Origin of the sequence: Streptomyces sp. NBC_00525, from assembly GCF_036346595.1 — a bacterium.
GTDB lineage: Bacteria > Actinomycetota > Actinomycetes > Streptomycetales > Streptomycetaceae > Streptomyces.
In genome coordinates this window covers 44,672-68,943 of record NZ_CP107835.1, presented here as the reverse complement: position 1 = coordinate 68,943, position 24,272 = coordinate 44,672, and the positions used below count along the sequence as shown (strand labels likewise).

Genomic DNA, 24,272 nt, shown 5'->3' with positions numbered 1-24,272 from the left:
GCGGGCGGCGCTCCGAGGAGGCGGCGCGCCATACGAAACCCGGTGGCTCCGCGGAGCCGGCGCCGCATACGTTCGGCCGCATGGCTGACGACTGCTTCGGGCATCCACGACTCGCCGCGATCTACGACCCGCTCGACCCCGACCGCGGCGACCTCGACGCCTACCTCCGGATGGCGGAAGAGTTCGGGGCCCGCCGCGTCCTGGACATCGGCTGCGGCACCGGGGTGTTCGCCCTCCTCCTGGCCGACCGCGGGATCGACGTCGTCGGCGTCGATCCCGCCCGGGCGTCCATCGACGTCGCCCGGACCAAACCGGGCGGCGAACGAGTGCGCTGGATCTGCGGGGACGCCACGGCCCTCCCGCCCCTTCGGGCCGACCTCGCGACGATGACGGCGAACGTCGCCCAGGCCATCGCCGACCCCGACACCTGGCACACGACGCTGCGGGCGGCCCACGAGGCCCTGCGGCCCGGCGGGCACCTGGTCTTCGAGACCCGCGACCCGGCCCGACGCGCCTGGGAGGAGTGGAACCGCGAGAACTCCTACCGGGTGACGGAGATCCCGGGCGTCGGCTCCGTCGAGAGCTGGGTCCGGCTGATCGACGTGAGCCCGCCCCTGGTCACCTTCCGCTGGACCTACGTCTTCGCCGTGGACGGACAGGTGCTGACGTCGGACTCGACCCTGCGGTTCCGGGAGCGCGACGAGATCGGGGCCGACCTGGCCGCCCACGGCTACGAGGCGCTCGACGTGCGCGACGCGCCCGACCGGCCGGGCAGGGAGTTCGTCTTCGTCGCACGACGCGCCTGACCGCCTCGTACCGGCCGCACCCCGCCGCATAGGCTCGGGCGGCACGGACCCCGGGGACGGGGGTGTGCGTCTACTGTCAAGGAGCCGAAGGTGACCCGAACCGGCGCGCGGTGGCTCGCGGGCGCGCTGATCATGGCCTGCCTGCTGCTCGCCGGCCCCAGCGTGTCGAGCAGCGCCTACACGCCCGGACCGCTGCCGGCCGGCGCCCCCGACGAGGTCGTGCCCAACCGCGTCATGACCTGGAACATCTGCAACCCCTGCCGGGGAGGCGGCCAGAACGGCGGCAGGGCGGCGGAGATCGCCACGTACGCACCCCAGGTCATCGGCCTGCAGGAAGCGTGCGTGGGCGATGTCGAGAGAATCCGCGACTACCTGCGGTACCGGTACGGGCTGGCCTACCACGTCGAATACGGCTCGGTGCTGCCCAGCTGGAGCCGGTGCGGAGGCGTGCCCTGGGCTCCGGGGGGCTACGGCCAGGCGATCCTCTCGGCCGCCCCGATGACCGACCCGGTGAAGGTGGAGTACCCCGACGGCGGGTCCGAGGACCGCGGCTACCTGGCCGTCACGACCCTCGTGGACGGCCTGAGCGTCCGGGTGTTCAACACGCACCTGGCCGAGCGCAGACAGCAATCGGTCCGCGTGGAGCAGACCGCCGTACTGGCCGAGGCGATCGCCCCGTACGACCGCACGATCGTCCTCGGCGACTTCAACGCGGTGCCGCCCGCCCCCGAACTCACCGTGATGTGGGACCTGGCCGAGGACGCGGACCCCGGATGCGGCCCCTCCGGGACGGGCATGTGCGAGCCGACCACCGATTGGCGCAGCAAGTTCGACTACATCTTCCTGCGCGGCTTCACCCCGCAGGAGCAACGGGTACATCTCACCCCGTGGTCGGACCACGACCTGGTACAGGCCGACCTGAGCCGGACGTAGCGGGGCACACCCACTGCCGGAGGAGCTGTCGCCGTACGGCGCGCACTACGCCCCGGGTTCGTCGTCCTCGGCGTCGTCCTCGGCGTCGGCGTCGGCCGCGGGCAGTGGCTGCCGGCCGCTGCGTGCCTGAAGACCCGCGATCCGCTCGTCGGACGCGATTCTCAGCCGTTCGGTCTCCGTGTCCATGCGGTTCTTCTCCCGCTGGGTGGTCGCCTCCAGCTTGGCCTTCAAGACCGCCGCGCCCGCCGTGAACGACGCGGCCACCGCCCCGCCCGCCAGGATCTCGTTGACGATCTCGGCCCGGGACTGGCGCCTCAGCGCCTCGTCCGCCGACTCGATACCGATCCGTCCGGTCTTCCGGCTCAGTGTGTCGAGGGCGGGCGGAGGGTCGGTGCGCCGGGCGGCGTCGTGCGGGATTCCGAGCGCGTCGGCGAAACCCACCGCGATCTCCGCGCCCTGCCCACCCCGCCCGATCAGCAGGTCCAGGCATTCCCGGGCCTCCGCCGGGTCATCGGCCCGCAAGCGTTGCGCCGCCGCCTCCAGCGCCAGCCTCGCGAACGAACACGCGAAGGCGTCCGGGAGATCGCGCGCCTCGGCGAGGGCCGCCCGCAGCGCACGGTCCACATCGTGCCGCCGCTCCCGGCACGTATCTTCTTCGGAGACCATGCATGCAGTTTGCCCTGAGAACTGCGAGAACAGGCGTCGGAAGAAGGACGGGGCGGACTGTGACAGAGGTGTTCGACGCAGCCGTGGACGTGCTCGGTACGGCTCTGGGCCTGGGCTGCGTGTGGCTGGGATGCCGGGCCGTGCTCCGGCCGCGCCGGCCACCGGAGCCGATCCAGGGACCTGTGTGGGCGGTCCGCGCGTGGGGCCTCGGCTATGTGCTGCTGGGAATCTGCCTCGCGGCGCAGTCGTTGGCCTTGATGGCCGGCCGGGAGCCGGGCTGGACGGGGGACGTGATCCGCTGGGTCGCCGGACCCCTCGTGGTCGGCTCCGTTCTCGCGGCATTCCTGTCCCGGCGGCGGGAACGCCGGCGGACCGGGCCGAGCCCGGAAATGTGACGGCGGGGCACTTCACGGAAAGCGCTCCCCGCGACGCGAACTCCTCCTAGAATGAGTAGGTTGACGGATCGGGGGGTATATGAATCCGGCTTTACTCGCGGCGGCGTCCGCTTCCATTGTGGGCGCGCTGACCACGGAGGCGTGGCCACAGCTGCGGGACCGCATGACGCAGCTCTTTCTCGGGGGGCGGTCGCAGGAAGCCGGTGAAGTCACCGAAGAACTCGACGAAGCCCGCGAAATGATTCTTTCCGTCGCGACCGAGGAGAGCAGGCGCATCGAGCACGAGGTGACCGTGGTCCTGCAGCGGCGTCTGCACGACCTGGTCAATCAGGACTCGGCTGCCCATGGGGAATTGCAGGGGATTCTCATCGACCTGCTGACGTCGTCGTCGGCAAGCGACGAAGCCCCCGACCTGCGTTCCCTCGCGCTGCTGCAACTGGTCGACGAAGTCGTTCCCCCGCCCGGCGAGCCCAGGCGCGCGATCGGCACGCTCGTCAGACACCCCGTGCACACAGCTCCTCGTCAGGACATGACCACCACAGTGCCGCTCGGAACAGCCCGCATGCTCCCGCAGGACCCGCCGTCCTTCATGGGCCGGGACCGTGAACTGCGCGAACTGCTGGACATCGGAAGCAGAACCGGCGAATCCCCGGTCGTCCTCCTGCACGGAATGCCCGGTGTGGGAAAGACGGCCCTGGCCGTCCACGCGGCACACGCCCTGGCCAGTCGATTCCCCGACGGCCAACTGTTCATCAACCTCCGGGGCCACACCCCCGCGGACACACCCGCCGAGCCGGAACAGATGCTCGGCTCCCTGCTCGTGGCGGCAGGCATCCCCCTGCCCGTACAACCGCCGAGCGTCTACGGGCGCGCCGGCCTGTGGCGCAGCTGGCTGGCCAGTCGCAACGTCCTGCTGATCCTCGATGACGCCGCCGACTTCTCCCAGGCGCAGCATCTCCTGCCCGGCTATCCCGGCTGCCTCACCCTGATCACGAGCCGGGTGAGACTGGAAGCGCCGGAGATCTCGCTCTCGCGCCCCCTCGACGTGCTCAGACCCGAGGAATCCGCCGCGCTTTTCGACAGGATGCTGCGCCAGCGAGGAGTGGCCACCAGCTCGTCCCTGTCGGCCGAGGTCGCCCGCCTGTGCGGTCACCTCCCGCTGGCCCTGTCCACGGTCTCCGGACTGCTCAGAGCCCACCCCACGTGGACCGTGACCGGCCTGGTCGCGGACATCGACCACTTCTCCCGGCGGCTCATCGCACCGAGTATCGGTACGAGTTCCCTGGGCCAGGCCCTCGCCACCTCCTTACGCAGCCTCGATCCGCCCGAGCAGGCCTTCCTGCGCGGACTCTCCCTCCACCCCGGCCCCGACCTGGAAAAGCGAGCCTGCTCCGTCCTCACCGGCGTGACCGTCGACCGTGCCAACGAATACCTCGAGAACCTGTACCAGCGCAGCCTGCTCAGCGAGGTGTCACCGGGGCGCTTCCGCATGCACGACCTGCTCGTCTCCTACCTGGACACGGCGGCCGAAGGGGAGGACAGCCACCCCGAATCGGCACAGGAACGCGAACAGCGCCTCCAGCGGCTGGTCAACTACTACCAGCGCACCGCGACGGCCGCCTACCTCATGCAGAGCCGCCTGCAGTCGGTCGAGGAGCTGCGCAGCTCCCTCCCCGATTCCGCGCCGCCGCTGAACGACGCCGCCCAGGCGGCCGACTGGCTCGCCGCCGAACTCGACAACCTCGCGGCGTGCACACAGTTCGACGCGGACCACCCGGACGCGGTGGCGCAGATCTCCACCATCGTGACCGCCCACCTCCTCAGCCTGGGCGGTTCCGCCGCGGACACGGCGAAGCACGTCATCGAGGTGGGCAGAAAGAGGGCTGTCGAGCGGGGGGACCGACGGGCCGAGGCGCTCTTCGCGCACCTGTCGGGAATTGTCGCCGTCGCATGCGGTGAACTGCCCCGGGCGCTGGACAGCCTGGACCGCGCCCGTGCGCTCAGTGCCCGGAGCGGGTGGCAGCAGGGTGAGGCCCGGGCGCTGTTCACCCTCTTCGTCGTGCGGCGCCTGAACGGCACCGAGGACGGTGCCCGTGACGCCCTGCACCAGGCGGAGACCATTTTCACCAAGGTGGGGGACCTGCGGAGTCTGGCCAGGGTGCGCGAGCAGATCCGCCGCCTGGACATGGACGAGACACAAGCCCTGGCCCAGCTGACCGAGGGGGAAGTCGAGCTGTCCGCGCGACTGCCCCTCGAAGACATCATGGAACGGCTCGAACAGCTGGCGCTCGCGCTGTACCTGGAGACCGTCGCCGCCACCGATCACCCAGCCGCCACGGATCACCACCCCGTCGACAGATCCGAGTTCGCTGTCACCGAGTCCGGCATTCCTGTCACCGAGACGCGGGTGCACGGAGAACTGCCCGCCACCGACGCGACGCCCGCGACGGACGCCGGCGGCCGGGGCGGCAGCGGGGGAGTCCCGCCGGAATTGCCGGTGCCCGGCGAGGACCCCGGTGAATTCCCGGACGGCCGGCCCGACCGGGACGGCATCACCTCACGCCCCGACCCCTCGGTCACCGTCGAGGATCTCGACGCGATCGACGAACAGGTCATCAACTTCTGGTTCACCGACGCCGGCCACCCCGATGAGCCGCTGCTGGTGGACACGACCTACACCGGCTGCTTCCAGGTCGGCCCCGATCATCCCGACAACCGCGCGGCCGGTGACCGCGCCATCCGCCCGGACGAGATCCCGTCGGCCGGTCTCCCCACGTGCTGGTACGTCCTGTCCAGGTCGTGCAAGCTCGCCCTCGCCGGTGAAACTGCCGACGAGGAGCCCTCGACCGCCGGGGAGCAGCCGGAATGGGCGGTCGAGTTCGATCTCCTGATCCTCCCGGACGCGCCTTCCGAGGAACGTCTGCTCTCCATCACGCCCACGAGTCCGGGAATCAGCCGCATCGACGTGCTCGTGATGGTCGACGGCGACCTGTACCGGGAACTCACCATCGAGTTCCCCGTCGATCCGGTGGCCCCGCCCTCCGCATCCCCGGCGCACGGGACGTCCGCAGCCCAAGCACTGCCCACCCGGGAGCAGGCCCCCCGGCCCGCGCCGCACGACGAAGCCGCCCTGCCGACCCTGCCGCCCGCCAGACCGGCGGAGGCACCTCCGCGCCCACGGTTATCGCAGCGCCGGCCTCCCAACCAGCGCTCCGCTTCCAAGATCACCGTCCACGGCACCCGCAGCGTGGCGGCGAGACACACGGCGCTGCAGGTGCCGTCCGACTGGCAGCTGCCGGCCCACACCCTCACGCTCAACCTGCTGCCGCCGAAGGCCTTCTGGCAGCTGGACATCAGGGACGAACCCGGACGCGTACGCAAGGGCTTCGAGAACTGGCAGCCCGAGGGCGATGTCGCCCAATGGGTACGGGAAGCACAAGACGCCCTGGAGACCTACCGGCAGAACCATTCGGACCGTTACAACGCCATCACGGCCGACGACATAGCCGCCAGGCTGCGTCGCTTCATACCGAACGCCGACTGGTCGGTACCCGGCGCTCCGGCGACCGACGAGGACCAGCAGGCGTGGAACGGCAGCGCCGGCAGCTCGCACTTACGGGAGCTGGCCATGGCCGGCAGCCAGTTGTTCACGGCGCTCTTCCCCAGGGAGCATCGTTTCCACGACCTGATCAAGGGCCTGGCGCCGGGCGACGGGCTCCGTATCCACTGGAAGGACGACGGGCCCGACCACGTCCCCTGGGGACTGCTGTACCGCGGATCGCTTCCCGCCGCGGGCGCCCCCATCCAGGCACAGGACTTCGTCGGCCTGCGTCTGCGCACCACCCACATCACGTGTTCCGGGGAGAGGGACCGGGTGCTGGCGGCCGACGCCGCGCGCGCCCACCTCATGTACTGGGGCGGCAGCGACGGCGACGAGACCATGCGGGTGTCACTGGAGCACATCGACGAGCTCGACCAGTGGAAACCCATGGTCCTTCCGCAAGGGCGGATGCGGCGCAAGGAAGAGCTGTCGGCCTACTTGTGCGACCCGGACCCGATCTCGTTGCTCTATGTCTTCAGCCAGGCCTACAGCAGGAACGGAAAGCTCCGGGGCCTGCGCTTCGGCAGTACCAACGAGGCCGACGACGTCCTCTTCCTGTCGGAGATGGGACAGCAGCAGCTCAACGACCAGCCCCTGGTCTTCATGAACGCCTGCGAGACGGCGGCCGCGGATTACCTGTACAGCAACATGCTGAAGAACCTCTTCGTCAAGCGGGGCAGCCGCGCGTACATCGGCAGCGAATGCAAGGTGCCCGCAGGCTTCGCGGCCCGCTTCGCCCACGTCTTCTTCCACTTCCTCTACGACCGCTCCCATCGCGACCACCCCACAGCGGCCGGTGAGGCCCTCGCCCAGACGCGCAAGTTCTTCTGGGACCAGTACCGCAGTATCGGCGGCCTCTTCTACAGCTACATCAACGAGGACCAGCTCTTCGTCGCCCGCCCCGGTGAGGTCGAAGCCATGCACAATCCCCATCGGGCGACGCCCCAGACCTCAGCGAGGCCGGCGTGACAACACCCCAGAACTTCCAGGACATCGGCGACCGGTTCCTCCGGGGCGACACGGCGACACGGCTGGCACTCCTGCGCTCGCCGGACCACACCGACGCCCTGCGCCGCTTCCTGGGCACGCGCGTCCACACGGAACTGGTCGATCTGGCGGGGCCCGCACCGCAGGAGCACCTGTCCGGCTCCTCCGGCTCCCGCCTCGTCTTCGTGCCCGGGGTCATGGGCAGCGTCCTGGTCAGCAGGGGCCTCGGTGGCGTGTGGTGGCTCGATCTGAAGAACCGCCGCCGCATCGACAGCCTCGCCCTGGCACCCGACGGCGTGAACGACGCCCACACCTCGTTCAGGATCACACCCGCCGCCCTGGACATGGTCTACGAGGGCTTCCTGATGGCCGCCGCCGCCCACCAGGACCACGACCCGCACGACTTCCCCTACGACTGGCGCAAGCCGCTGTCCACGAGCGCCGACGAGTTCCACACGGCCGTCCTCGCCGCGGCCTCGCCCGGCCAGCCCGTTCACGTCGTCGCCCACAGCATGGGCGGCCTGGTCGTCCGTACCGCCCTCATGCGCCATCCGGACCTGTGGAACCACGTCGGCAAGGTCGTCTTCATCGGGACACCGCACTACGGCTCACCCGCCATCGGCGGCTATCTCAAGAACCACCTCTGGGGCTTCGAACTCCTCGCCCTCCTCGGCCGCTACCTCTCCCGCGACACCTTTCGCAGCCTCACCGGAGTCCTCAGCCTCCTGCCCGCCCCGGCAGGCGTCTACCCCGACAGCGCCGCCCGGCCGGGTGACGACTACGACCACCCCTGTGCGGACTTCGATCTCTACGACGCCACCGCCTGGCACCTCAAGCTCACCCCCGCCGAACAGCTGCGGCTCCAGGACCGGCTCGACGAAGCCGGGCGGAGCCACCAGGACCTGCACCTCTGGCACAACGCCCTCGACCAGAGCCTGCGCGACCGGATGGCCGTCATCGCCGGTACGGGGTTCAAGACCCTCTTCCGTCTCGCCTACGCGAAGCGCGGGAAGCTGTGGCATCAGATGGACCGCGTCACCAGCCGCCGGCCCGGAAACCCGCACCGTGAGGGAGACGGCCGCGTCCCGCTCGCTTCGGCGATGCTCTCCTCCATCGCGGAAACCCGCTACGTCAACGGCGAGCACGCGAGCCTGCCCAACCTGCCCGAGGTGCAGCGGGATGTCTGGAACTTCCTGGCCGACCGGCCCATGCGGTTGGCCGAGACGGCGAAGGCATCCCTCGACGAGCACCTCGGCGACGTCGTACAGAGGACGTCCGCCCTCGCACTTCCCCACATCCCCGGACCACGCCCCAGCGACGACCCCGGCTACCTCGACTTCACCCACCCCACCGCGGCGGACATGGCCGGACTGGAGAAGCGGCTCGAAGACGGCGAACTACCGGACTTCCTGCGAACCCGCCTGCTCTAGACGGCAGCGGGGCGCGCCGCAGCGGCTCAGTCGCGGGAGGCGAGAGCCTGCCAGCCCGCTTCCAGCAGGTCGAAGGCGCGGATGACGGCCCGGCGGGGGTCGTCGTGGCCGCGGGCGGCCCGGGGGGCTTCGAGGGCGAAGTGGGCCAGGGCGGTGCACGCGGGGTCGTCCTCGGGCAGCCCGCTCTCCTCGGCGATGGCCCGGGCCAGGGCGTCGGTGTGGCGCAGCCACATGGCCTGGACGTAGTCGCGCAGGGCGGGCGTGCTGTTGACGAGGTCGAAGAACGCGGTGAAGCGGGCGCCGCTGTCCGCGGCGGCCAGCCGGTGACGCAGCGCGTGCTCGCGCAGGGCGGCGGGAATGGACCGGCCTGCGGGGCGCTCGCGTACGGCGGCGAGCAGCTGGGACTCCTGGGCGGTGTCCTCGTCGAAGACGAGGGCCTCCTTGACCGGGAAGTGCTTGAAGAGCGTGGTGGTGGACACGTCGGCGGCGTCCGCGATCTCGCGGATGCCGACGTCGTCGTAGCCGCGCTCCAGGAACAGGCGCAGCGCGGTGTCGGCGATGGCCTGGCGGGTGGCGGCCTTCTTGCGTTCGCGGCGCCCCATCGGGGCGGGCGCGGCACTGGGCTCGGTCTCGGGCATACCCCGGATTCTACCCTTCGGTTGCTCAGCTAAAAAAGTGCATCCGTTGCACTAAGTGAGTCGTTGTGTTTTTCTTGGGGGGTGGGCGCGGGGCGCCGCGCGCCGCCCGATCGCCATCGAAGCCCGCTGCGGAAGACCCCCACTCATGAACGGAGCACGACCATGAACGTCCGACCTGCCCCCCGAATCTCGATCATCGGAGCGGGCCCCGGCGGGCTGACCTGCGCCCGCATCCTGCAGAAGCACGGCATCGCGGTCACCGTCTACGACCGCGACCGGGACGCCCGCACCCGTGATCAGGGCGGCAGCCTCGACCTGCACACCGAGGACGGCCAACTCGCCCTGCGCGAGGCGGGGCTGATCGAGCGTTTCCGGGAGCTGGCACGCCCGGAAGGGCAGCGGATGCGCCGACTGGACGCCGCCGGCCGGGTGCTGATGGACCGGATGCCCGACGAGGGCGACCCCTCCGAGCCGGAAATCGACCGGGGCCAACTGCGTGATCTGCTGCTCGGCTCCCTCGCGCCGGGCACGGCGCGGTGGGGCCGCGCCCTCGCCTCGGTCGACGGCCCCGCCGAAGGGCCGCGGACGCTGCGCTTCACCGACGGGACGAGCGTCGAGACCGATCTGGTCATCGGAGCCGACGGCGCGTTCTCCCGGGTCCGCGCGGCCGTCTCGGCAGCTGTCCCGTACCACTCCGGGATCACCTTCACCGAGGCGTGGTTCGACGACGTCGAAAACCGCCACCCCGCCCTGTCGGAGCTGGTCGGTGACGGCAGCGCCGCCGCGGCGGACGGCGAGCGCGCGCTGTTCGCCCAGCGCAACAGCGGTGGGCACATCCGGGTCTACATCATCCGCCGCGCCCCGGCCGACTGGATCACCGCGGCCGGTCTGACCGCCGGGGACACCACCGGCATCCGCGCCCATCTGCTGGACGAGTTCGCCGGATGGGCGTCCGGCATGCGGTACATGATCAGTGCCAACGACGGCCCCTACGCCGACCGGCCGCTGTTCGTCCTCCCGGCGCCGCACACCTGGGACCACGTACCCACGGTGACCCTGCTCGGTGACGCCGCACACCTCATGCCGCCGCTCGGTGTGGGAGTCAACCTGGCCATGCTCGACGCCCACGACCTCGCCCTCGCCCTGGCCACCCACTCCACCGTCGGCGAGGCCGTCCGCGCCTACGAGAAGACCATGCTGCCCCGCTCCACGGACCTGGCCGAAGCGCTGGTGGGCGGCGCCGCATTCCTCCTGGAAGCGGACGAGGAGCCGGACGGCCGCGACGAGGCCCGCGCCCTGCAGCGGAGCCTCGACGAGCGCAGGGCGGCGGCGGGAGCCTGAAACCGCACGGCGGCCCCGGTCAGGCGGTGTGCTGGTACGACGGGTAGGTGAGGTATCCGTCGTCGCCGCCCTGGTAGAAGGTGTTCTCGTCGGCGGGCGCGACGGGCAGGCCGGTGCGCAGGCGTTCGACGAGGTCGGGGTTGGCGAGGAAGGCGCGGCCGAAGGCGATCAGATCGGCGCCGAGCCCCAGCCAGTGGTCCGCCTCGGACCTGCCGGTCTGCTTGGCCCCGCCGGGCATGGTGGGGCTGACGATCAGGGTGCCGGGCCAGACGTCCCGCAGCCGCAGGAGGGTGTCCTCGCCGGCGGTGCCCTCCAGGTGTACGTAGGCGAGGTCCAGGCGGGCCAGTTCGGTCAGCAGGGCGGTGTTCAGCTCGACGGCGTCGTCCTCGACCGCGTCCCAGATGCCGCCTCCGGGCGACAGGCGGATTCCGGTACGGGCGGCGCCCACGGCCTCGACGGTGGCGGCGGCCGCCTCGACGGCGAAGCGTATGCGGTTGGCGATCGAGCCGCCGTAGCGGTCGTCGCGCAGGTTGGCGTTGGAGGAGAGGAACTGGGAGATCAGATAGCCGTTGGCGCCGTGCAGTTCGACGCCGTCGAAGCCCGCGTCGACGGCCCGGCGCGCGGCGTGCGCGTAGGAGTGGACGTGTTCGGCGACCTCGTCCGTGGCCAGGGCGCGCGGTACCGGCATCGGCTGGGGGCCGCTCGGTGTGAAGACGCTGCCCGCGCCGGCCACGGCCGAGGGGCCGACCGGCCGGAAGCCCGTGGTCTCCGGGTGCGAGACCCGGCCGCCGTGCATGATCTGGGCGAAGACGCGTCCGCCGTTGGCGTGGACGGCCGCGGTCACCTGCCGCCAGGAGTCCGTCTGTTCGTCGGTGTGCAGACCGGGCGTGCCCGGATTGGACTGGCCGACGAGGCTGGGCTGGACGCCCTCGGTGACGATGAGGCCGGCCGTGGCGCGCTGCGCGTAATAGGTGGCCATCGAGGGCGTCGCCAGACCGCCGGCGGCGGCCCGGACGCGGCTCATGGGGGCCATGACGGTCCGGTTGGGCAGCGAGAGGCCGCCGAGGCGATAACTGCTGAACAGGGACGGCATGTTGGTTCTCCTCACCTACATGTGCGCCCCGGTCGCCGGGGCACACATGTACGCTAAAACCTGACGCCAATGTCAGAATCAAGCGGAGAGCGCCGCAGACTCCCGTGAGGTGCGTCACAGGGGGTGCGGCGGCGCGGCGCGGGAACGGAGTCGTCCATGCGGATCGGGGAGCTGGCGGACCTCGCCGGAGTGAGCGTGCGGTCGCTGCGCTACTACGAGCAGCAGGGACTGCTCACCAGCACCCGTACACCGGGCGGGCAGCGCCGGTACACCGAGCACGACGTGGACCGCGTCCACTTCATCCAGGGGCTGTACGCGGCGAACCTCTCCAGCCGCACCATCGCCGGACTCCTGCCCTGCGCCGACGCGCCGAGCGTGCACAACTCCGACGCCGCGCTCGAACGGCTGGCCCACGAGCGCGAGCGGATCACCGCGCAGATCGAGGAACTGCTGCGCGCCCGCTCCACGCTCGACGAGATGGCCGCCGTGGCGCGGGCCCACCGCGCCTCCCTGCTGCCCGGAGCCGAACGGACCGCGTCCGCTACGTGCCGGTGACATCCGTGCGCCGGCCGGAACCGATCGGGTCGTAGCGGCCGAGCGCCGCCCCGTACGTCCGGCGCATCCCCCGTGAGAGCTACCCGGACTGTCCATGCGCGGGTGATTCGCGAACGTCCGCCGATTCCTAGCGTGGTTCCCGGGTCGCCGCAGGGGTGACCCACTACACGGGAGGCCACCATGGGCATGAAGTCCGCCCTACGACACCGCGCGGATTCCGGCCCGGACGGGGACCGGGAAGGAGCCGGCGGCGGCCGTCTCGGCCGGATCGCGCGCTCCCCGCTGGGCTGGATGCTGACGGGAATGGCCGGCGTCGGAGTGGTCTCGGGGCTGACGGCCACCGGGCCCGGCCCCGTACCGGTGCTGGGCGCGGCCGCCGCGGTGGCCGTCTACTGCTACGTCATGCGCCGGGTGGCCCGACGCGCGACGCCGGAGATCGCCCGGTCCGGGGCCGGCCGGGAGGTGCTGCTCGGCGGTGCGATCGGGCTGGGCTTCATCCTCGTCTCCGCCCTGCTGATCACGGCGTTCGGCGGCTATTCGTTCAACTGGGCGGGCGACGGTGTCATGTCGGTCGTGTGGACGACCATCGCGCTCCAGATCGGCGCCGCGGTCACCGAGGAGCTGCTGTTCCGCGGCCTCGCCCTGCAAGCCCTCGAACAGCTGTGGGGCAGCCGGGCCGCCATCGTGATCACCTCGGTGTTCTTCGGCGTCGCCCACCTGAGCGCCGAGGGCGCGAACGCCTGGAGCGGACTGGCGATCGCCCTGGAGGCGGGCGCCCTGCTCGGAGCCGCGTTCCTGTGGCGACGTAGCATCTGGTTCGTCGTGGGGCTGCACTTCGCCTGGAACACCACGGAGCAGCTGCTCGGCATCCCCGTCTCCGGGCACGCCCCCGAGGGCCTGTTCGACGTGGACGTCCACGGCTCCGCCCTGCTGACCGGCGGCGGCTTCGGCCTGGAGGCGTCGATCATTCCCGTCCTCATGGGCGTGGCCATCGCCGCCACCATGCTCGTTCGCGCCCACCGCAACGGCGACATCGAACCGCGTCCACGCGCGGGCCGCTGAGCCGGGCCGACCACCGGAGGAATCCGCAGTGATGCCCCTTCAGAAACTCCGCGGCGGCGGAGGCGTCCCGCTGCTCCGGGCGTTGCTCGGCCGGTGGCGGGAGCGGGACGCCCTCGTCAAGGACGGCGCCCTCGCCCTGACGCTGACCCTGCTGGCCTTCGTACCGCCCCTCTCCGAGGTCGGCGCGCAGATCGGCGACCTGCCCGAGCGGGCGCCGAGCGTCCTCGGCGGCGGGCTGGCGCTCGCCCAGACCGTGCCACTGACGGTCCGCCGCAGGTGGCCCGCGACCTGCCTGGCCGTCGTCGCGGCGGCGTTCGCGGTGCACCAGGCGCTGGGCTTCGCCACCACGTTCGCGAGCGTCGGGCTGTACCTGGCCCTGTACTCCGCCGGCGCCCACCAGGTCCGGCACCGCACCGGCCTGGTCGTCGCGGCGGGAGCCGGCTACGCGGTGCTGGCCGTCGTCCTGCACCACGCCGGCTCACCGAACGGCATCCCGGACTACCTCGCCTTCTCGCTGGCCCTGGCAGCCGCGTGGCTCGTGGGGAGCATGGTGCGTACGCGGCGCACGGAAGAGACCAGGCGCCGGCAGCTCGCCGCCGAGGTGGCCACGGCCGCCGAGCGGGCGCGCATCGCCCGCGAGCTGCACGACGTGGTCACCCACCACGTCACGGCCATGGTGGTCCAGGCCGACGCGGCGCAGTACCTGCTCACGTCCGCGCCGGAACGCGCCGCCGAAGGGCTGACCGCGGTGAGCGACACCGGCCGCAGGGCGCTGAAGGAACTGAGGTACCTGCTCGGCGTCCTGGAGGCGACCGGCGAGGCGGCGTCCGCAGAGCCGGCGGGCGCGGACCGGGCCCCCGCCCTCGGCCAGGTGGGGGACCTCGTCGAGCAGGCCCGCAGATCGGGCCAGCCGGTCGAGTTCAGCGAGCGCGGCGAGCGGCGGCCCCAGGGCGTGGACGTGGAACTGGCCGCCTACCGGGTCGCGCAGGAGGCGCTCACCAACGCCATGAAGTACGCGGCCGGGAAGCCGACACGGGTCCTCATCGGGTACGGCGACGAGCACATCGAGATCGTGGTGACCACCGACGGGCCCGCTGCCGCACCGGCCGCGCGGAAGCCGGATGCCGGAGGCGGCCGGGGACTGGCCGGGCTGCGCGCACGTGTGCGGATGCTCGATGGTGAACTGACGTCGGGACCGCGGCCCGGAGGCGGGTTCGAGGTCCGTGCCACGATTCCGTCCAAGCCTGTCCAGGAGTGAACCCCTTGAGCGACACGCCGTCTTTGATCCGTGTACTCGTCTGCGACGACCAGGCGCTGGTGCGGACCGGCTACGTCACCATCTTCTCCGCCCAGCCCGACATGGAGGTCGTCGCAGAGGCCGAGAACGGGCACGAGGCGGTCGCGGCCGCGCGCCGGCTGCGCCCCGACGTGGTCGTGATGGACATCCGGATGCCGCTGCTCGACGGCATCCAGGCGACCCGGCAACTCGCCGGCCCCGACACCGAGAACGCGCCGAAGGTGCTGGTCGTGACCACGTTCAACATCGACGCCTACGTCTACGACGCGCTGCGCGCCGGAGCGAGCGGCTTCCTCCTCAAGGACGCGCCTCCGGCGGAGCTGGTCAACGGTATCCGCACCGTCGCACGCGGCGAGGCCCTGCTCGCCCCCGCCGTCACCCGCCACCTCATCGGCCACTTCGCCCAGCATCTGCGGCCGGCCGACACCTCCCGCCCGGCCCGGCAGGACATCGTGCACGCGCTGACCCCCCGCGAGCTGGAAGTGCTCCAGCTGATCGCCGAGGGGCTGTCGAACGCGGAGATCGCCGCCGCGATGTTCATCACGCCCGAGACCGTCAAGACCTACGTGTCGCGCATCCTGGCGAAACTCGGGCTGCGCGACCGCGTCCAGGCCGTCGTCCTCGCCTACCGGGTCGGACTCGTCTCCGGCACACCCTGACCGGACCCCCGCGCGCCCGGGCACGGCCGCGGGCGGAGGACCGTCCCGTAATCTCTGGCTGTCGGGACGAGCCGGGGGCCGCGGAAGGTCGAAGAGGGTGGACTTTCGTCAGATCGAGTACTTCAAAGCCGTCGTGGAGGCCGGTTCGGTCTCCCAGGCCGCCAAGAACCTCAACATGACGCAACCGCCCGTGAGCCACGCCGTGGCGAAACTGGAGGCCGAACTCGGCGTGCGCCTCCTCGAACGCACCGCGAAGGGCGTCCACCCCACACAGGCCGGCCTCTACCTGCTGTCCAAGGGCGAACGCCTGGTCGCCGACCGGGACCGGGCGATGGCGACGCTGAAACTGATGGGCGAGGGCGCGGTCGGGGACCTGCGCATCGGCGTGGAGCCCATGGTCATCAACGAGATCGTCGCCGACGTGCTCGCCGAGTTCCTCGACCAGGTCCCGGGCGCCCGGGTCAGCCTCACCGACGTCACCCCCGACCTCATCGTGCAGGGAATTCAGGACGGCCGGCTGGACATGGGGTGCATTCCCTTCGGCCCCGGCCAGTTCGCCGGTTTCGTGACGGACCTCTGCGATTCCTACCCCATCCTGGGAATCGACATCAAGCTCGCCGTCCCCCGGTATCGCGCGCGCGAGGACCACCCCGACGGAAAGGGATGGGGGCGCTGGATTCTCCCCTATCGCATTCCGGCGTTCACCGGCATGCCCGAAGTCGTCGGAAAGGCGCTCGCGGGCGACGACTCATTCGAGGTGCTGGAGGTCTCCACACCCCAGACGTCCGTCGCCTTCGTCGCCGCCGGGCTCGGCGTCGCCCCCGTGACCCGGCGGATCGCCGGCCGGACGGACGCGGTGACCCTCCTCGACCCCCCGCGCTGGCTCGCCCCCATGCAGGCCACGCTGCTGTGGCGCCGGGACGCCGAGATCACCCCGCTGATGCGGCACTGGCTGGAGGCGACCCGGGTGGTCGCCGAGCACCGCCGCGCGCTCAGGTCGTGAGCCATACACAAAACTATGGCACCCCTCCATTGCGCCGCGTATGGACCCCGCCGGGAAAAGCGGCGGACATCTCGCGCCACGAGACGAAATCCCTGTGGTGTGCGTCACATTCGTGGGTGCGCCGGGTGGCCCACGCCCCTCGGGTCAGGATGAAAAACCCCAGTTCAGAGGCGCTTCGCCCGTCGTTCACCGGCTGAAGCCGGGCGCGCCGGCCGACCCGTCCGCGCCCTCCGGCCGCTTCCGGGGTCTATTGCCCGTGCCCGCACCCCGTGGAAACCTTCCGGCAATTCGACGCCGCAGAGAATTCCGGTCGGCAACTCGACTCCCGCCACGGGAAGTCGGTCACGCACGACGCGAATCCGGCGCCATCCATTTCCGTCCGGAGAAGATGGGGTTTTCGTTCTATGAACACGGGAAATGCAAATCGGTCGACACCCGTCGGGGCCGGTCGTGAGAACATCCCCTTCACCGGTGCCGAGTACCTGGAGAGCCTGAACGACGGGCGCGAGGTCTGGATCTACGGCGAGCGCGTCGAGAACGTCGCCGAACACCCCGCGTTCCGCAATGCGGCCCGCATGATCGCCCGCATGTACGACGCGCTGCACGACCCGGCGCGCAAGGACATCCTCACCGCGCCCAACGAGGACGGCGGATTCACCCACCGCTTCTACCGGGCGCCGCAGACCGTCGAGGAGCAGGTCGCCTCGCGCGACGCGATCGCCGAGTGGCAGAAGATCGCCTGGGGCTGGATGGGCCGCTCGCCCGACTACAAGGGCTGCTTCCTCGGCACCCTGGGCGCCAACGCCGAGTTCTACCGCGGCTTCGAGGACAACGCGCGCAACTGGTACCGCAAGGCCCAGCAGAAGACCTGGTACATCAACCACGCGATCATGAACCCCCCGGTCGACCGCGGCCTCGGCGCCGACGCCGGCAAGGACGTCTTCATCCGGGTCACCCGGGAGACCGACGCGGGCTTCTACGTCACCGGCGCCAAGGTCGTCGCCACCGGCTCGGCCCTCACCCACTACACCTTCGTCGGCCACGTCGGCCAGGTCGCCGTGCAGGACCCGTCCTTCTCGCCGGTGTTCATCATGCCGACGAACTCCCCCGGCGTGAAACTGCTCTGCCGCACCTCCAACGAGTACCGGGCCGCCGTGCTCGGCAGCCCCTTCGACTACCCGCTGTCCAGCCGCCTGGACGAGAACGACGCCATCCTGGTCCTCGACGACGTGTTCATCCCCTGGGAGAACGCGTTCATCTACAACGACCTGGAGCAGGCGAACAAGTACAACATCCACTCGGGCTACCTGGAGCGCGCCTCCCTGCACGGCTGCACCCGCTTCGCCGTCAAGATGGACTTCCTGGTCGGCATGCTGGCCCGCGCCCTCGACGTCACCGGCGCCGGCCAGTTCCACGGCGTCATGTCGCAGCTCGGCGAGGTCATCGCCTGGCGCAACACCTTCTGGGCGCTGTCGGACGCGATGGCCAAGAGCGCGGTGCCGTGGAAGGGCGGCATGATCCAGCCCGACCCGCAGTTCGCCGGTGCGTACCGGGTGATGAACCAGCTGGCCATGCCGAAGATCAAGAACATCATCGAGCAGGTGGTGGCCAGCGGGCTGATCTACCTCAACTCGCACGCCGACGACTTCAAGACCCCCGAGATCCGCGGCTACCTCGACACCTACGTGCGCGGCACCGGCGGCATCGACGCCGAGGAGCGCGTCAAGGTCATGAAGATGCTGTGGGACTCCATCGGCACCGAGTTCGGGGCCCGCCACGAGCTGTACGAGATCAACTACATCGGCAGCAACGACGTGACCCGGCAGACCAACCTCTTCGCCGCCCGCGGCAGCGGCCTGCTCGACCGCTGCAAGGAGTTCGCGCAGAGCGCCATGGACGAGTACGACCTGGACGGCTGGACCGTGCCGGACCTGATCGGCCCGGACGACGTCAGCGTCCTCAAGAAGCGCTGAGACCCGCGGGCTCCGGCCGGGGAGCCCGCCACCGGCGAACCGAGCGCGCCACCGCGCACCCACCCACCACAGGAGGACCCGTGGCCACGGCAATCGATGCTGCCCACGTCACCTACGAGGCACCCGACCTCCAGGTGATGGAGAAGTTCCTCACCTCGTTCGGCATGACCAGGGCCGAGGGCAGCGACGACCGGACGCTGTACATGCGGGGCACCGGGACCCAGCACCACATCCACGTCACCCGCAAGGCCGACAAGCAGCGCTTCGTCGGCGCCTCGATCGAGGTCGCCACCTACCAGGACCTGGCCGAACTCGCCGCCCTGCCGGGATCGTCCCCGGTCACCGAGTCGACGGAGCCCGGCGGCGGACAGGTCGTCTCGATGACCATGCCCGACGGCATCGAGATCCGGGCGATCTGGAACCGGGACCGGGTCGAACCCATCGCGGACCGGGAACCGTTCAGGATGAACAACATCCGGGACAAGAACCGGGTGAACTCCTTCGTCCGCCAGCCCGTCGCGCCCTGCACCATCGCCCGGCTCGGCCACTTCGTGCTCCACGTGAAGGACCACGACGCCTCGATGGCCTGGCTGAACGAGCGCTTCAACTTCCTGCCCTCCGACTACTTCCTGCCGCCCGGGCAGGACGGCCCCGTCGTCGGCACCTTCGTCCGGCTCGACCTGGGCGATCAGCTGGTCGACCACCACTTCATGCTCGTCCTCCAGTCGGACTGGGCCGGCGTCCACCACAGCGCCTTCGAGGTCACCGACATGGACGCCGTCATGTCCTCGCACGACTACCTGCTCCAGCAGGGCTACACCCCCGACGTCGGAGTCGGCCGCCATCTGCTCGGCAGCCAGATCTTCGACTACTGGAAGGACCCCTTCGGCTTCCGCATCGAGCACTACACCGACGGCGACACCGTGGACGGCAGCCACCGGCCCGGAAAGTTCAACGGCACCGCCGCCGACACCACCCAGTGGGGCAACCGCCCCCCGATGGAGTTCTTCCAGTGAGCGGCGAGAAGCGCGCGGAGCGCACCGAACCCGTACCGGCGGCCCCCGCCGCGCCGCTGCCCCCGCCGGTACACGAACCGCTTTCCCCGGCCGTCCGCGAGCAACTGGCGCGGGCCGGCTCGTCCACCGTCGCCAACATGCTGCTCCGGCACGGCCTGCGCAACGTCCTGATGGCCGGCGTCCGCCCCCTGGCGGCTGGCCGGGCCCCCATGGTGGGCCCGGCCAGCACACTCCGGTTCATCCCGGCGCGCGAGGACCTCGACACCCTCGCCGGATACGGCTCCAGCGAGAACCTGCACCGGCGCGCGATCGAGGAGTGCCCGCCCGGGGCGGTGCTCGTCATCGACGCGTTCGGCTCCAGGGCGGGGGCGTCCATGGGCGACATGATGGCGGCGCGCCTCCAGCGGCGCGGCGTGTCCGGTGTGGTCACGGACGGCGGATACCGGGACTCCGGCGCCATCGCCGGGACCGGGCTGCCCTGCTTCCACCGGGGCAACGCGCCCGCCGCGACGCCCATCGCCCTGCACCCGGTCGCGCTGGACGAGCCGGTCGGCTGCGGCGGCGTGGCGGTCTACCCCGGCGACGTGGTGCTGGGCGACGACGACGGGGTCGCCGTGATCCCGCGTCACCTCGCCGCCGACGTGGCCGCCCTGGCCGCCGACGCGGCCTCGTACGAAGAGTTCGCGGCACTCGAGATCCGGCGCGGGCGGTCCCTCTTCGGGCTGTTCCCCGCCACCGCCGAAAGCCGCCAGGAATACGACACATGGGTGGCATCGAGCCGTCCGGGTTTGGAGTGAAATCCCCGTGCACATCGACCCCGCGACCCTGCGGTCACTGGAAGTCCTGATCCACGCCGCCGATCTCGACGACGCCGGCTGGATCGACTACCCCGACTACGGGTTCCGCCAGTACTTCCTCTTCAAGAACCCCGAAACCGGCGCCAGCATCGCCCTCCTCGAATACGAGAAGGGCGGCACGATACCGACCCGGCACACCCACGCCTCGAACCAGTTCATGTACTGCCTCGAAGGCGACTACGAGTACACCGAGTCCGGTCTGCGGCTGCGCCCCGGTTCCTTCTACATGAACCCGAAGGACCACCCCCACGGGCCGACGCTCGCCCACGAGCGCAGCGTGCTGATCGAGATCTACGACGGCCCGCACTACTACGAGAAGCCCGAGTACCACACCGACGAGACGATCGGGGACTTCCTTGCGAAGGACTGACACGCCGGGACGCACCCAGGAGCACGCCGGACCCGAGGCGTCGCAGGAAACCGAGGGAGAACGACGATGACCGAGACGACCGACCGCACGCCCGGCACCGCCGGCGCCCTGTTCGACACCGGCAAGGTGCTGGCCGCCTTCGGCCTGGACCGGGTGCACTCCGGCACGTACACGGACACCCTGGGCTGGGGCGCCGTCGAGGACCGCCCGGTGATCGAGGCCGTCTGTCCCGCCGACGGCGAGACCGTCGGCCGGATCGCCGCCTCCGACGCCGGGGACTACGAGAGCGTCGTGGCCGCCGCCGTCGCGGCGCAGAAGAAGTGGCGCATGGTTCCGCCGCCCCGGCGCGGCGAGTTCGTGCGCCGCATCGGCCTGCTGATCGAGGAGAACATCGAAGAGCTGGCAGCCGTCGTCTGCCTCGACACCGGCAAGTCGATGATGGAGGCCAGGGGCGAGCTGCGCGAGGCCGTCGACATGTCGACCCTGGCCGCGGGGCAGGCCCGGATGATGTACGGCTTCACGCAGCAGTCCCAGCGTGCCGAGCACCGCATGTACGACCAGTGGCTGCCGCTGGGCGTGGTCGGGCTGATCAGTGCGTACAACTTCCCGGCCGCGGTCTGGGCGCAGAACGGCTTCCTCGCCGCGATCGCGGGCAACACCGTGGTCTGGAAGCCGAGCCCCAAGGTGCCGCTCACCGCCGTCGCGCTGCAGAAGCTGGTCAACCGGGCGGCCGCGGAGATGGGCTGCGAGGGCGTCTTCTCCCTGTTCACCCCCGCCGACAACGCCGTCGCCGAGCGGCTGATCGCCGACACCCGGGTCGCGATGATCTCCTTCACGGGCTCCACCGGCGTCGGACGCAAGGTCGCCGAGATCGTCGGTTCGACGCTCGGACGCCGCTACCAGCTGGAGTGCTCGGGCAACAACGGGTGCATCGTCGACGAGACCGCCGATCTCGAACTCGCGGCGAAGGCCCTGACGTTCGGCGTGGTCGGCACCACCGGCCAGCGCTGCACCAGCACCCGCCGGGTCATCGCCCACCGGAGCATCGCCGGCCGGCTCGTCGAGCTGATGAAGAAGTCCTTCGACCAGATCACCATCGGTGACCCGCGCGACCCGGACACCGTCGTCGGCCCGCTGATCGACGCGCAGGCCGTGGAGGACTACCGCGCCGTCCTCGCCCGCGCCGAACTCGACGGGGCCACCGTGGTCCACGGCGGCCGGGTCATGGACCGGCCCGGACTGTACGTGGAGCCCACGATCGTCACCGGCGTGGAGCCGCACTTCGAGATCGCCCAGTCCGAGACCTTCGTCCCGATCGTCTCCGTGCTGGTCTACGACGACCTCGACGAGGCCATCGAGATCCACAACGGCGTGGCCCAGGGCCTGGCCTCGGGCATGCACAGCACCGACCTGAACCACATCGAGACCTTCCTCTCCGCCCGGGGCAGCGACTGCGGCATCGTCCGCGTGAACATGGGCACCACGGGTGCCGACGTCGGCGCGGCGTTCGGCGGCGAGAAGGAGACCGGCGGCGGCCGTACCGCCGGGTCCACGGCGTGGCAGGGCTTCATGCGCCGCCAGAGCGTGTGCGTGAACTGGGGCGGCACGTCCGCCTGGGACAGCCGAATCGACCTGTGAGGACCGCAGCCATCATGAAGAAGAAACGATTCATCTCCGACGCCGTGCGGGAACCGAAGGCCCGGACCTGGTCCAACTGCCTCCGCGTCGACGACCTCATCCTGATCTCCGGCATGACCGCACGCGGCAACGACGGCGAGAGCGTCCTCGGCGACACCGCCCTCGATCAGTCCCGCGTCGTCTTCCAGAAGATCAAGGACCTCATCGAGGCGGCCGGCGGCGCCATGGACGACGTCGTCAAGATGACCATCTTCGTCACGCACATGAGTGACAACGCCCAGGTGTGGAAGGCCCGCGAGGAGTTCTTCACCGGCGACTTCCCCGCCTGCTCGCTCGTCCAGGTGGCCGCTCTGGCCAAGCCGGAAATCCTCGTCGAGATCGAAGCCCTCGCGATCGCGGGCTGCAGCACGGACTGACCGACCACGGCGACACCCGGCGCGTTCCCCCGCGGAACGCGCCGCGGACGCCCTCTCTTCTCCGATGGGTAGGAACTGTGTCGTCAACAACGAACCCCCCGGGGCCGACCCCCTCGACGCTGTCCGCGGCGGCCGAGGACCACGCTCTGGTCAGCGTGCCGACGGCCGAGCGCCGCAGCGGCCATCAACTCGCCCTCAGCCCGGTCAGCGTCGCCACGGCGCTCGTCGTCTTCGCCATCGCCGGCTTCACCGTCGTCCTCGCCGGCTTCACCGTGGGAATGATCGTCGGCGTCCTCGTCGCCGCCCTCGGCGTCTTCCTCGGCAAGGCCCTCGGCCGGATGGCCTTCGAAACCGGCATGTCCTCCACGATCACCTCCCGGTTCTTCGGATTCGGCCTGCGGGGATCGTCGATCGGCTCCGCCGTCTTCGCCTTCATGATCCTCGGCTTCCTGGCCATGGAGTCGGCCCTCCTCTACCAGGGCACCCTGCTGATGTTCGACCTGCCCGACTCCTGGACGAACCGCGTCCTGCTCTACGGCCTCATGACCCTGCTGTGGATCGGCCTCGCCGTCTTCGGGCTCAAACCCGCCCTGCGCGCCTCCGGCGTCCTCACCGCGGTCACCCTCCTCGTCACCATCTACATGATCATCCACATCTACGTCATCGAGGGCGCCGACCCCATGGACGTCTTCCGCTACGACGGGGTCGTCCCCGGCGGCCTGTGGCCCAAGTTCGAGGCCGCGATATCGGTCATGGGCGCGACGGCCGGAACCATCGCCCTCGTCACCACGGACTTCGCCCGCTACTGCCGCACCCGCCGCGACGTCACCGTCCTGGCCACGGCCGGCCCGGTCACCCAGAACATCCTCATGACCGTCCTCGGCTCCCTCGTCGTCATCGGCGGCATGCCCGACGTCGTCACCTACCTCATGGACCACGACAAGACCCTGACCCCCGAAGCCGCAGGCGCGGCGGGCAGCGACTTCGTCATGCAGAACACCGGCGCCTTCTTCGTGATCTTCGCCGCCTGGCTCGGCTTCGTCACCATCTACGCCGCCCAGGCCAAGGCCCAGGCCATCAACGCCTACTCCGGCTCGCTCTCCCTGGTCAACCTCGTGGACGCCCTCACCGGCCGCAAACCCGGCCGCGCCGCGATGGTCGTCGCCGGAAACGTCATCGCCCTGGTGATGATCGGCGCCGGAATCCTGGAGAAGTTCTCCACCTACCTCGCGTACCTGGGCGCCATGACCCTCGGCATGTGCGGCGTGATGATCGCCGACTACTACCTGGTCCGCCGGGCGCGGTACGACGGCGCCACCCACCGGGTGGAGAAGTGGAACTGGGCCGGGGTCATCACCCTCACCACCTCCGCCGCCATCGGCATGATCCTCATGGCCACCGACGTCTTCGCCCTCGGCTTCCTGGTGTCGTTCGTCGCGGCACTCCTCCTCTACCCCGCCCTGCGGACATGGCTCCCCGAGGGCACGGGCACCTCCTTCGCCGCGAGCGAGGAAGCCGTCGAGGAAGCCGTCTGAA

General features: G+C 70.6%; 22 protein-coding genes. 18 read left to right on the top strand and 4 right to left on the bottom strand.

Features of this window, described 5'->3' with window-relative positions; all coding sequences use genetic code 11:
- The first annotated feature begins 80 nt into the window (after positions 1–80).
- Both OG710_RS30095 and OG710_RS30090 read left to right on the top strand, forming a co-directional pair.
- Positions 81–806 carry a class I SAM-dependent methyltransferase gene (locus OG710_RS30095; RefSeq protein ID WP_330242434.1) on the top strand — a complete coding sequence of 242 codons (726 nt, stop codon included), beginning with the start codon at positions 81–83 and terminating at the stop codon, positions 804–806.
- A gap of 132 nt (positions 807–938) precedes the next feature.
- Positions 939–1,739: an endonuclease/exonuclease/phosphatase family protein gene (locus OG710_RS30090; RefSeq protein WP_330242632.1), complete on the top strand. Its 801-nt coding sequence runs from the start codon at positions 939–941 to the stop codon at positions 1,737–1,739.
- Between the two features lie 45 nt (positions 1,740–1,784).
- Here the strand turns inward: OG710_RS30090 and OG710_RS30085 are convergent, their stop codons facing one another.
- On the bottom strand, positions 1,785–2,405 hold the full coding sequence (locus tag OG710_RS30085) for a hypothetical protein (protein ID WP_330242433.1): 621 nt from the start codon (positions 2,403–2,405) through the stop codon (positions 1,785–1,787).
- 59 nt (positions 2,406–2,464) lie between these two features.
- Here OG710_RS30085 and OG710_RS30080 point away from each other — a divergent pair, with 59 nt between their 5' ends.
- On the top strand, positions 2,465–2,800 hold the full coding sequence (locus OG710_RS30080) for a hypothetical protein (protein WP_330242432.1): 336 nt from the start codon (positions 2,465–2,467) through the stop codon (positions 2,798–2,800).
- A 91-nt stretch (positions 2,801–2,891) separates the two neighbouring features.
- On the opposite strand, the gene OG710_RS30075 is transcribed toward OG710_RS30080, so the two are convergent.
- Positions 2,892–3,302 (bottom strand): hypothetical protein, encoded by a 411-nt coding sequence (locus OG710_RS30075; protein ID WP_330242431.1) that lies wholly within the window; start codon positions 3,300–3,302, stop codon positions 2,892–2,894.
- Positions 3,303–3,329: 27 nt separating this feature from the next.
- Here OG710_RS30075 and OG710_RS30070 point away from each other — a divergent pair, with 27 nt between their 5' ends.
- Both OG710_RS30070 and OG710_RS30065 read left to right on the top strand, forming a co-directional pair.
- A complete protein-coding gene (locus OG710_RS30070; protein WP_330242430.1) occupies positions 3,330–7,370 on the top strand; it encodes an AAA family ATPase in 4,041 nt (1,346 codons plus the stop codon).
- The gene (locus OG710_RS30065; RefSeq protein WP_330242429.1) at positions 7,367–8,818 is read left to right on the top strand and encodes a lipase family alpha/beta hydrolase; all 1,452 of its coding nucleotides are present in this window, start codon (positions 7,367–7,369) and stop codon (positions 8,816–8,818) included. The genes OG710_RS30070 and OG710_RS30065 overlap by 4 nt, the downstream gene beginning before the upstream one ends.
- A gap of 26 nt (positions 8,819–8,844) precedes the next feature.
- Here the strand turns inward: OG710_RS30065 and OG710_RS30060 are convergent, their stop codons facing one another.
- Complete coding sequence (locus OG710_RS30060; protein ID WP_330242428.1) at positions 8,845–9,456, bottom strand: TetR/AcrR family transcriptional regulator; 612 nt, start codon at positions 9,454–9,456, stop codon at positions 8,845–8,847.
- A gap of 162 nt (positions 9,457–9,618) precedes the next feature.
- Between OG710_RS30060 and OG710_RS30055 the strand changes: the two genes are divergently transcribed.
- Positions 9,619–10,797 carry an FAD-dependent oxidoreductase gene (locus tag OG710_RS30055; protein ID WP_330242427.1) on the top strand — a complete coding sequence of 393 codons (1,179 nt, stop codon included), beginning with the start codon at positions 9,619–9,621 and terminating at the stop codon, positions 10,795–10,797.
- A 19-nt stretch (positions 10,798–10,816) separates the two neighbouring features.
- Here OG710_RS30055 and OG710_RS30050 read toward each other — a convergent pair whose 3' ends face one another.
- Positions 10,817–11,890: an alkene reductase gene (locus OG710_RS30050; RefSeq protein WP_330242426.1), complete on the bottom strand. Its 1,074-nt coding sequence runs from the start codon at positions 11,888–11,890 to the stop codon at positions 10,817–10,819.
- 156 nt (positions 11,891–12,046) lie between these two features.
- Between OG710_RS30050 and OG710_RS30045 the strand changes: the two genes are divergently transcribed.
- From OG710_RS30045 to OG710_RS29990, 12 genes are all read left to right on the top strand, one after another.
- Positions 12,047–12,445, top strand: a complete 399-nt coding sequence (locus OG710_RS30045; protein ID WP_330242425.1) for a MerR family transcriptional regulator — start codon at positions 12,047–12,049, stop codon at positions 12,443–12,445.
- A gap of 180 nt (positions 12,446–12,625) precedes the next feature.
- Entirely contained in the window at positions 12,626–13,507 is an 882-nt protein-coding gene (locus tag OG710_RS30040) for a CPBP family intramembrane glutamic endopeptidase (protein WP_330242424.1), read from the top strand.
- A 31-nt stretch (positions 13,508–13,538) separates the two neighbouring features.
- Positions 13,539–14,765 (top strand): sensor histidine kinase, encoded by a 1,227-nt coding sequence (locus OG710_RS30035; protein WP_330242423.1) that lies wholly within the window; start codon positions 13,539–13,541, stop codon positions 14,763–14,765.
- A 5-nt stretch (positions 14,766–14,770) separates the two neighbouring features.
- Entirely contained in the window at positions 14,771–15,463 is a 693-nt protein-coding gene (locus OG710_RS30030; RefSeq protein WP_330242422.1) for a response regulator transcription factor, read from the top strand.
- Between the two features lie 97 nt (positions 15,464–15,560).
- Positions 15,561–16,466, top strand: a complete 906-nt coding sequence (locus OG710_RS30025) for a LysR family transcriptional regulator (RefSeq protein ID WP_330242421.1) — start codon at positions 15,561–15,563, stop codon at positions 16,464–16,466.
- A gap of 458 nt (positions 16,467–16,924) precedes the next feature.
- Positions 16,925–18,439 (top strand): 4-hydroxyphenylacetate 3-hydroxylase N-terminal domain-containing protein, encoded by a 1,515-nt coding sequence (locus OG710_RS30020; RefSeq protein WP_443064354.1) that lies wholly within the window; start codon positions 16,925–16,927, stop codon positions 18,437–18,439.
- A gap of 80 nt (positions 18,440–18,519) precedes the next feature.
- Entirely contained in the window at positions 18,520–19,455 is a 936-nt protein-coding gene (locus OG710_RS30015; protein ID WP_330242419.1) for a VOC family protein, read from the top strand.
- Positions 19,452–20,252, top strand: coding sequence for a dimethylmenaquinone methyltransferase (locus tag OG710_RS30010; protein WP_330242418.1), 801 nt, complete (start codon positions 19,452–19,454; stop codon positions 20,250–20,252). The genes OG710_RS30015 and OG710_RS30010 overlap by 4 nt, the downstream gene beginning before the upstream one ends.
- Before the next feature lie 7 nt (positions 20,253–20,259).
- Entirely contained in the window at positions 20,260–20,682 is a 423-nt protein-coding gene (locus OG710_RS30005; protein ID WP_239227445.1) for a cupin domain-containing protein, read from the top strand.
- 66 nt (positions 20,683–20,748) lie between these two features.
- The gene (locus OG710_RS30000; RefSeq protein WP_330242417.1) at positions 20,749–22,320 is read left to right on the top strand and encodes an aldehyde dehydrogenase family protein; all 1,572 of its coding nucleotides are present in this window, start codon (positions 20,749–20,751) and stop codon (positions 22,318–22,320) included.
- A 14-nt stretch (positions 22,321–22,334) separates the two neighbouring features.
- Positions 22,335–22,736 carry a RidA family protein gene (locus OG710_RS29995; RefSeq protein WP_239227447.1) on the top strand — a complete coding sequence of 134 codons (402 nt, stop codon included), beginning with the start codon at positions 22,335–22,337 and terminating at the stop codon, positions 22,734–22,736.
- A gap of 155 nt (positions 22,737–22,891) precedes the next feature.
- Complete coding sequence (locus OG710_RS29990) at positions 22,892–24,271, top strand: purine-cytosine permease family protein (protein WP_330242416.1); 1,380 nt, start codon at positions 22,892–22,894, stop codon at positions 24,269–24,271.
- Position 24,272 lies beyond the last annotated feature (1 nt).

Bases quoted from the DNA above. Each gene is read 5' to 3' on its own strand.
- OG710_RS30085 (WP_330242433.1), bottom strand. From the start codon at position 2,405: ATGGTCTCCGAAGAAGATACGTGCCGGGAGCGGCGGCACGATGTGGAC.
- OG710_RS30050 (WP_330242426.1), bottom strand. From the start codon at position 11,890: ATGCCGTCCCTGTTCAGCAGTTATCGCCTCGGCGGCCTCTCGCTGCCC.
- OG710_RS30055 (WP_330242427.1), top strand. From the start codon at position 9,619: ATGAACGTCCGACCTGCCCCCCGAATCTCGATCATCGGAGCGGGCCCC.
- OG710_RS30060 (WP_330242428.1), bottom strand. From the start codon at position 9,456: ATGCCCGAGACCGAGCCCAGTGCCGCGCCCGCCCCGATGGGGCGCCGC.
- OG710_RS30035 (WP_330242423.1), top strand. From the start codon at position 13,539: ATGCCCCTTCAGAAACTCCGCGGCGGCGGAGGCGTCCCGCTGCTCCGG.
- OG710_RS29995 (WP_239227447.1), top strand. From the start codon at position 22,335: ATGAAGAAGAAACGATTCATCTCCGACGCCGTGCGGGAACCGAAGGCC.
- OG710_RS30000 (WP_330242417.1), top strand. From the start codon at position 20,749: ATGACCGAGACGACCGACCGCACGCCCGGCACCGCCGGCGCCCTGTTC.
- OG710_RS30045 (WP_330242425.1), top strand. From the start codon at position 12,047: ATGCGGATCGGGGAGCTGGCGGACCTCGCCGGAGTGAGCGTGCGGTCG.
- OG710_RS30040 (WP_330242424.1), top strand. From the start codon at position 12,626: ATGGGCATGAAGTCCGCCCTACGACACCGCGCGGATTCCGGCCCGGAC.
- OG710_RS30095 (WP_330242434.1), top strand. From the start codon at position 81: ATGGCTGACGACTGCTTCGGGCATCCACGACTCGCCGCGATCTACGAC.
- OG710_RS30070 (WP_330242430.1), top strand. From the start codon at position 3,330: ATGACCACCACAGTGCCGCTCGGAACAGCCCGCATGCTCCCGCAGGAC.
- OG710_RS30090 (WP_330242632.1), top strand. From the start codon at position 939: ATGGCCTGCCTGCTGCTCGCCGGCCCCAGCGTGTCGAGCAGCGCCTAC.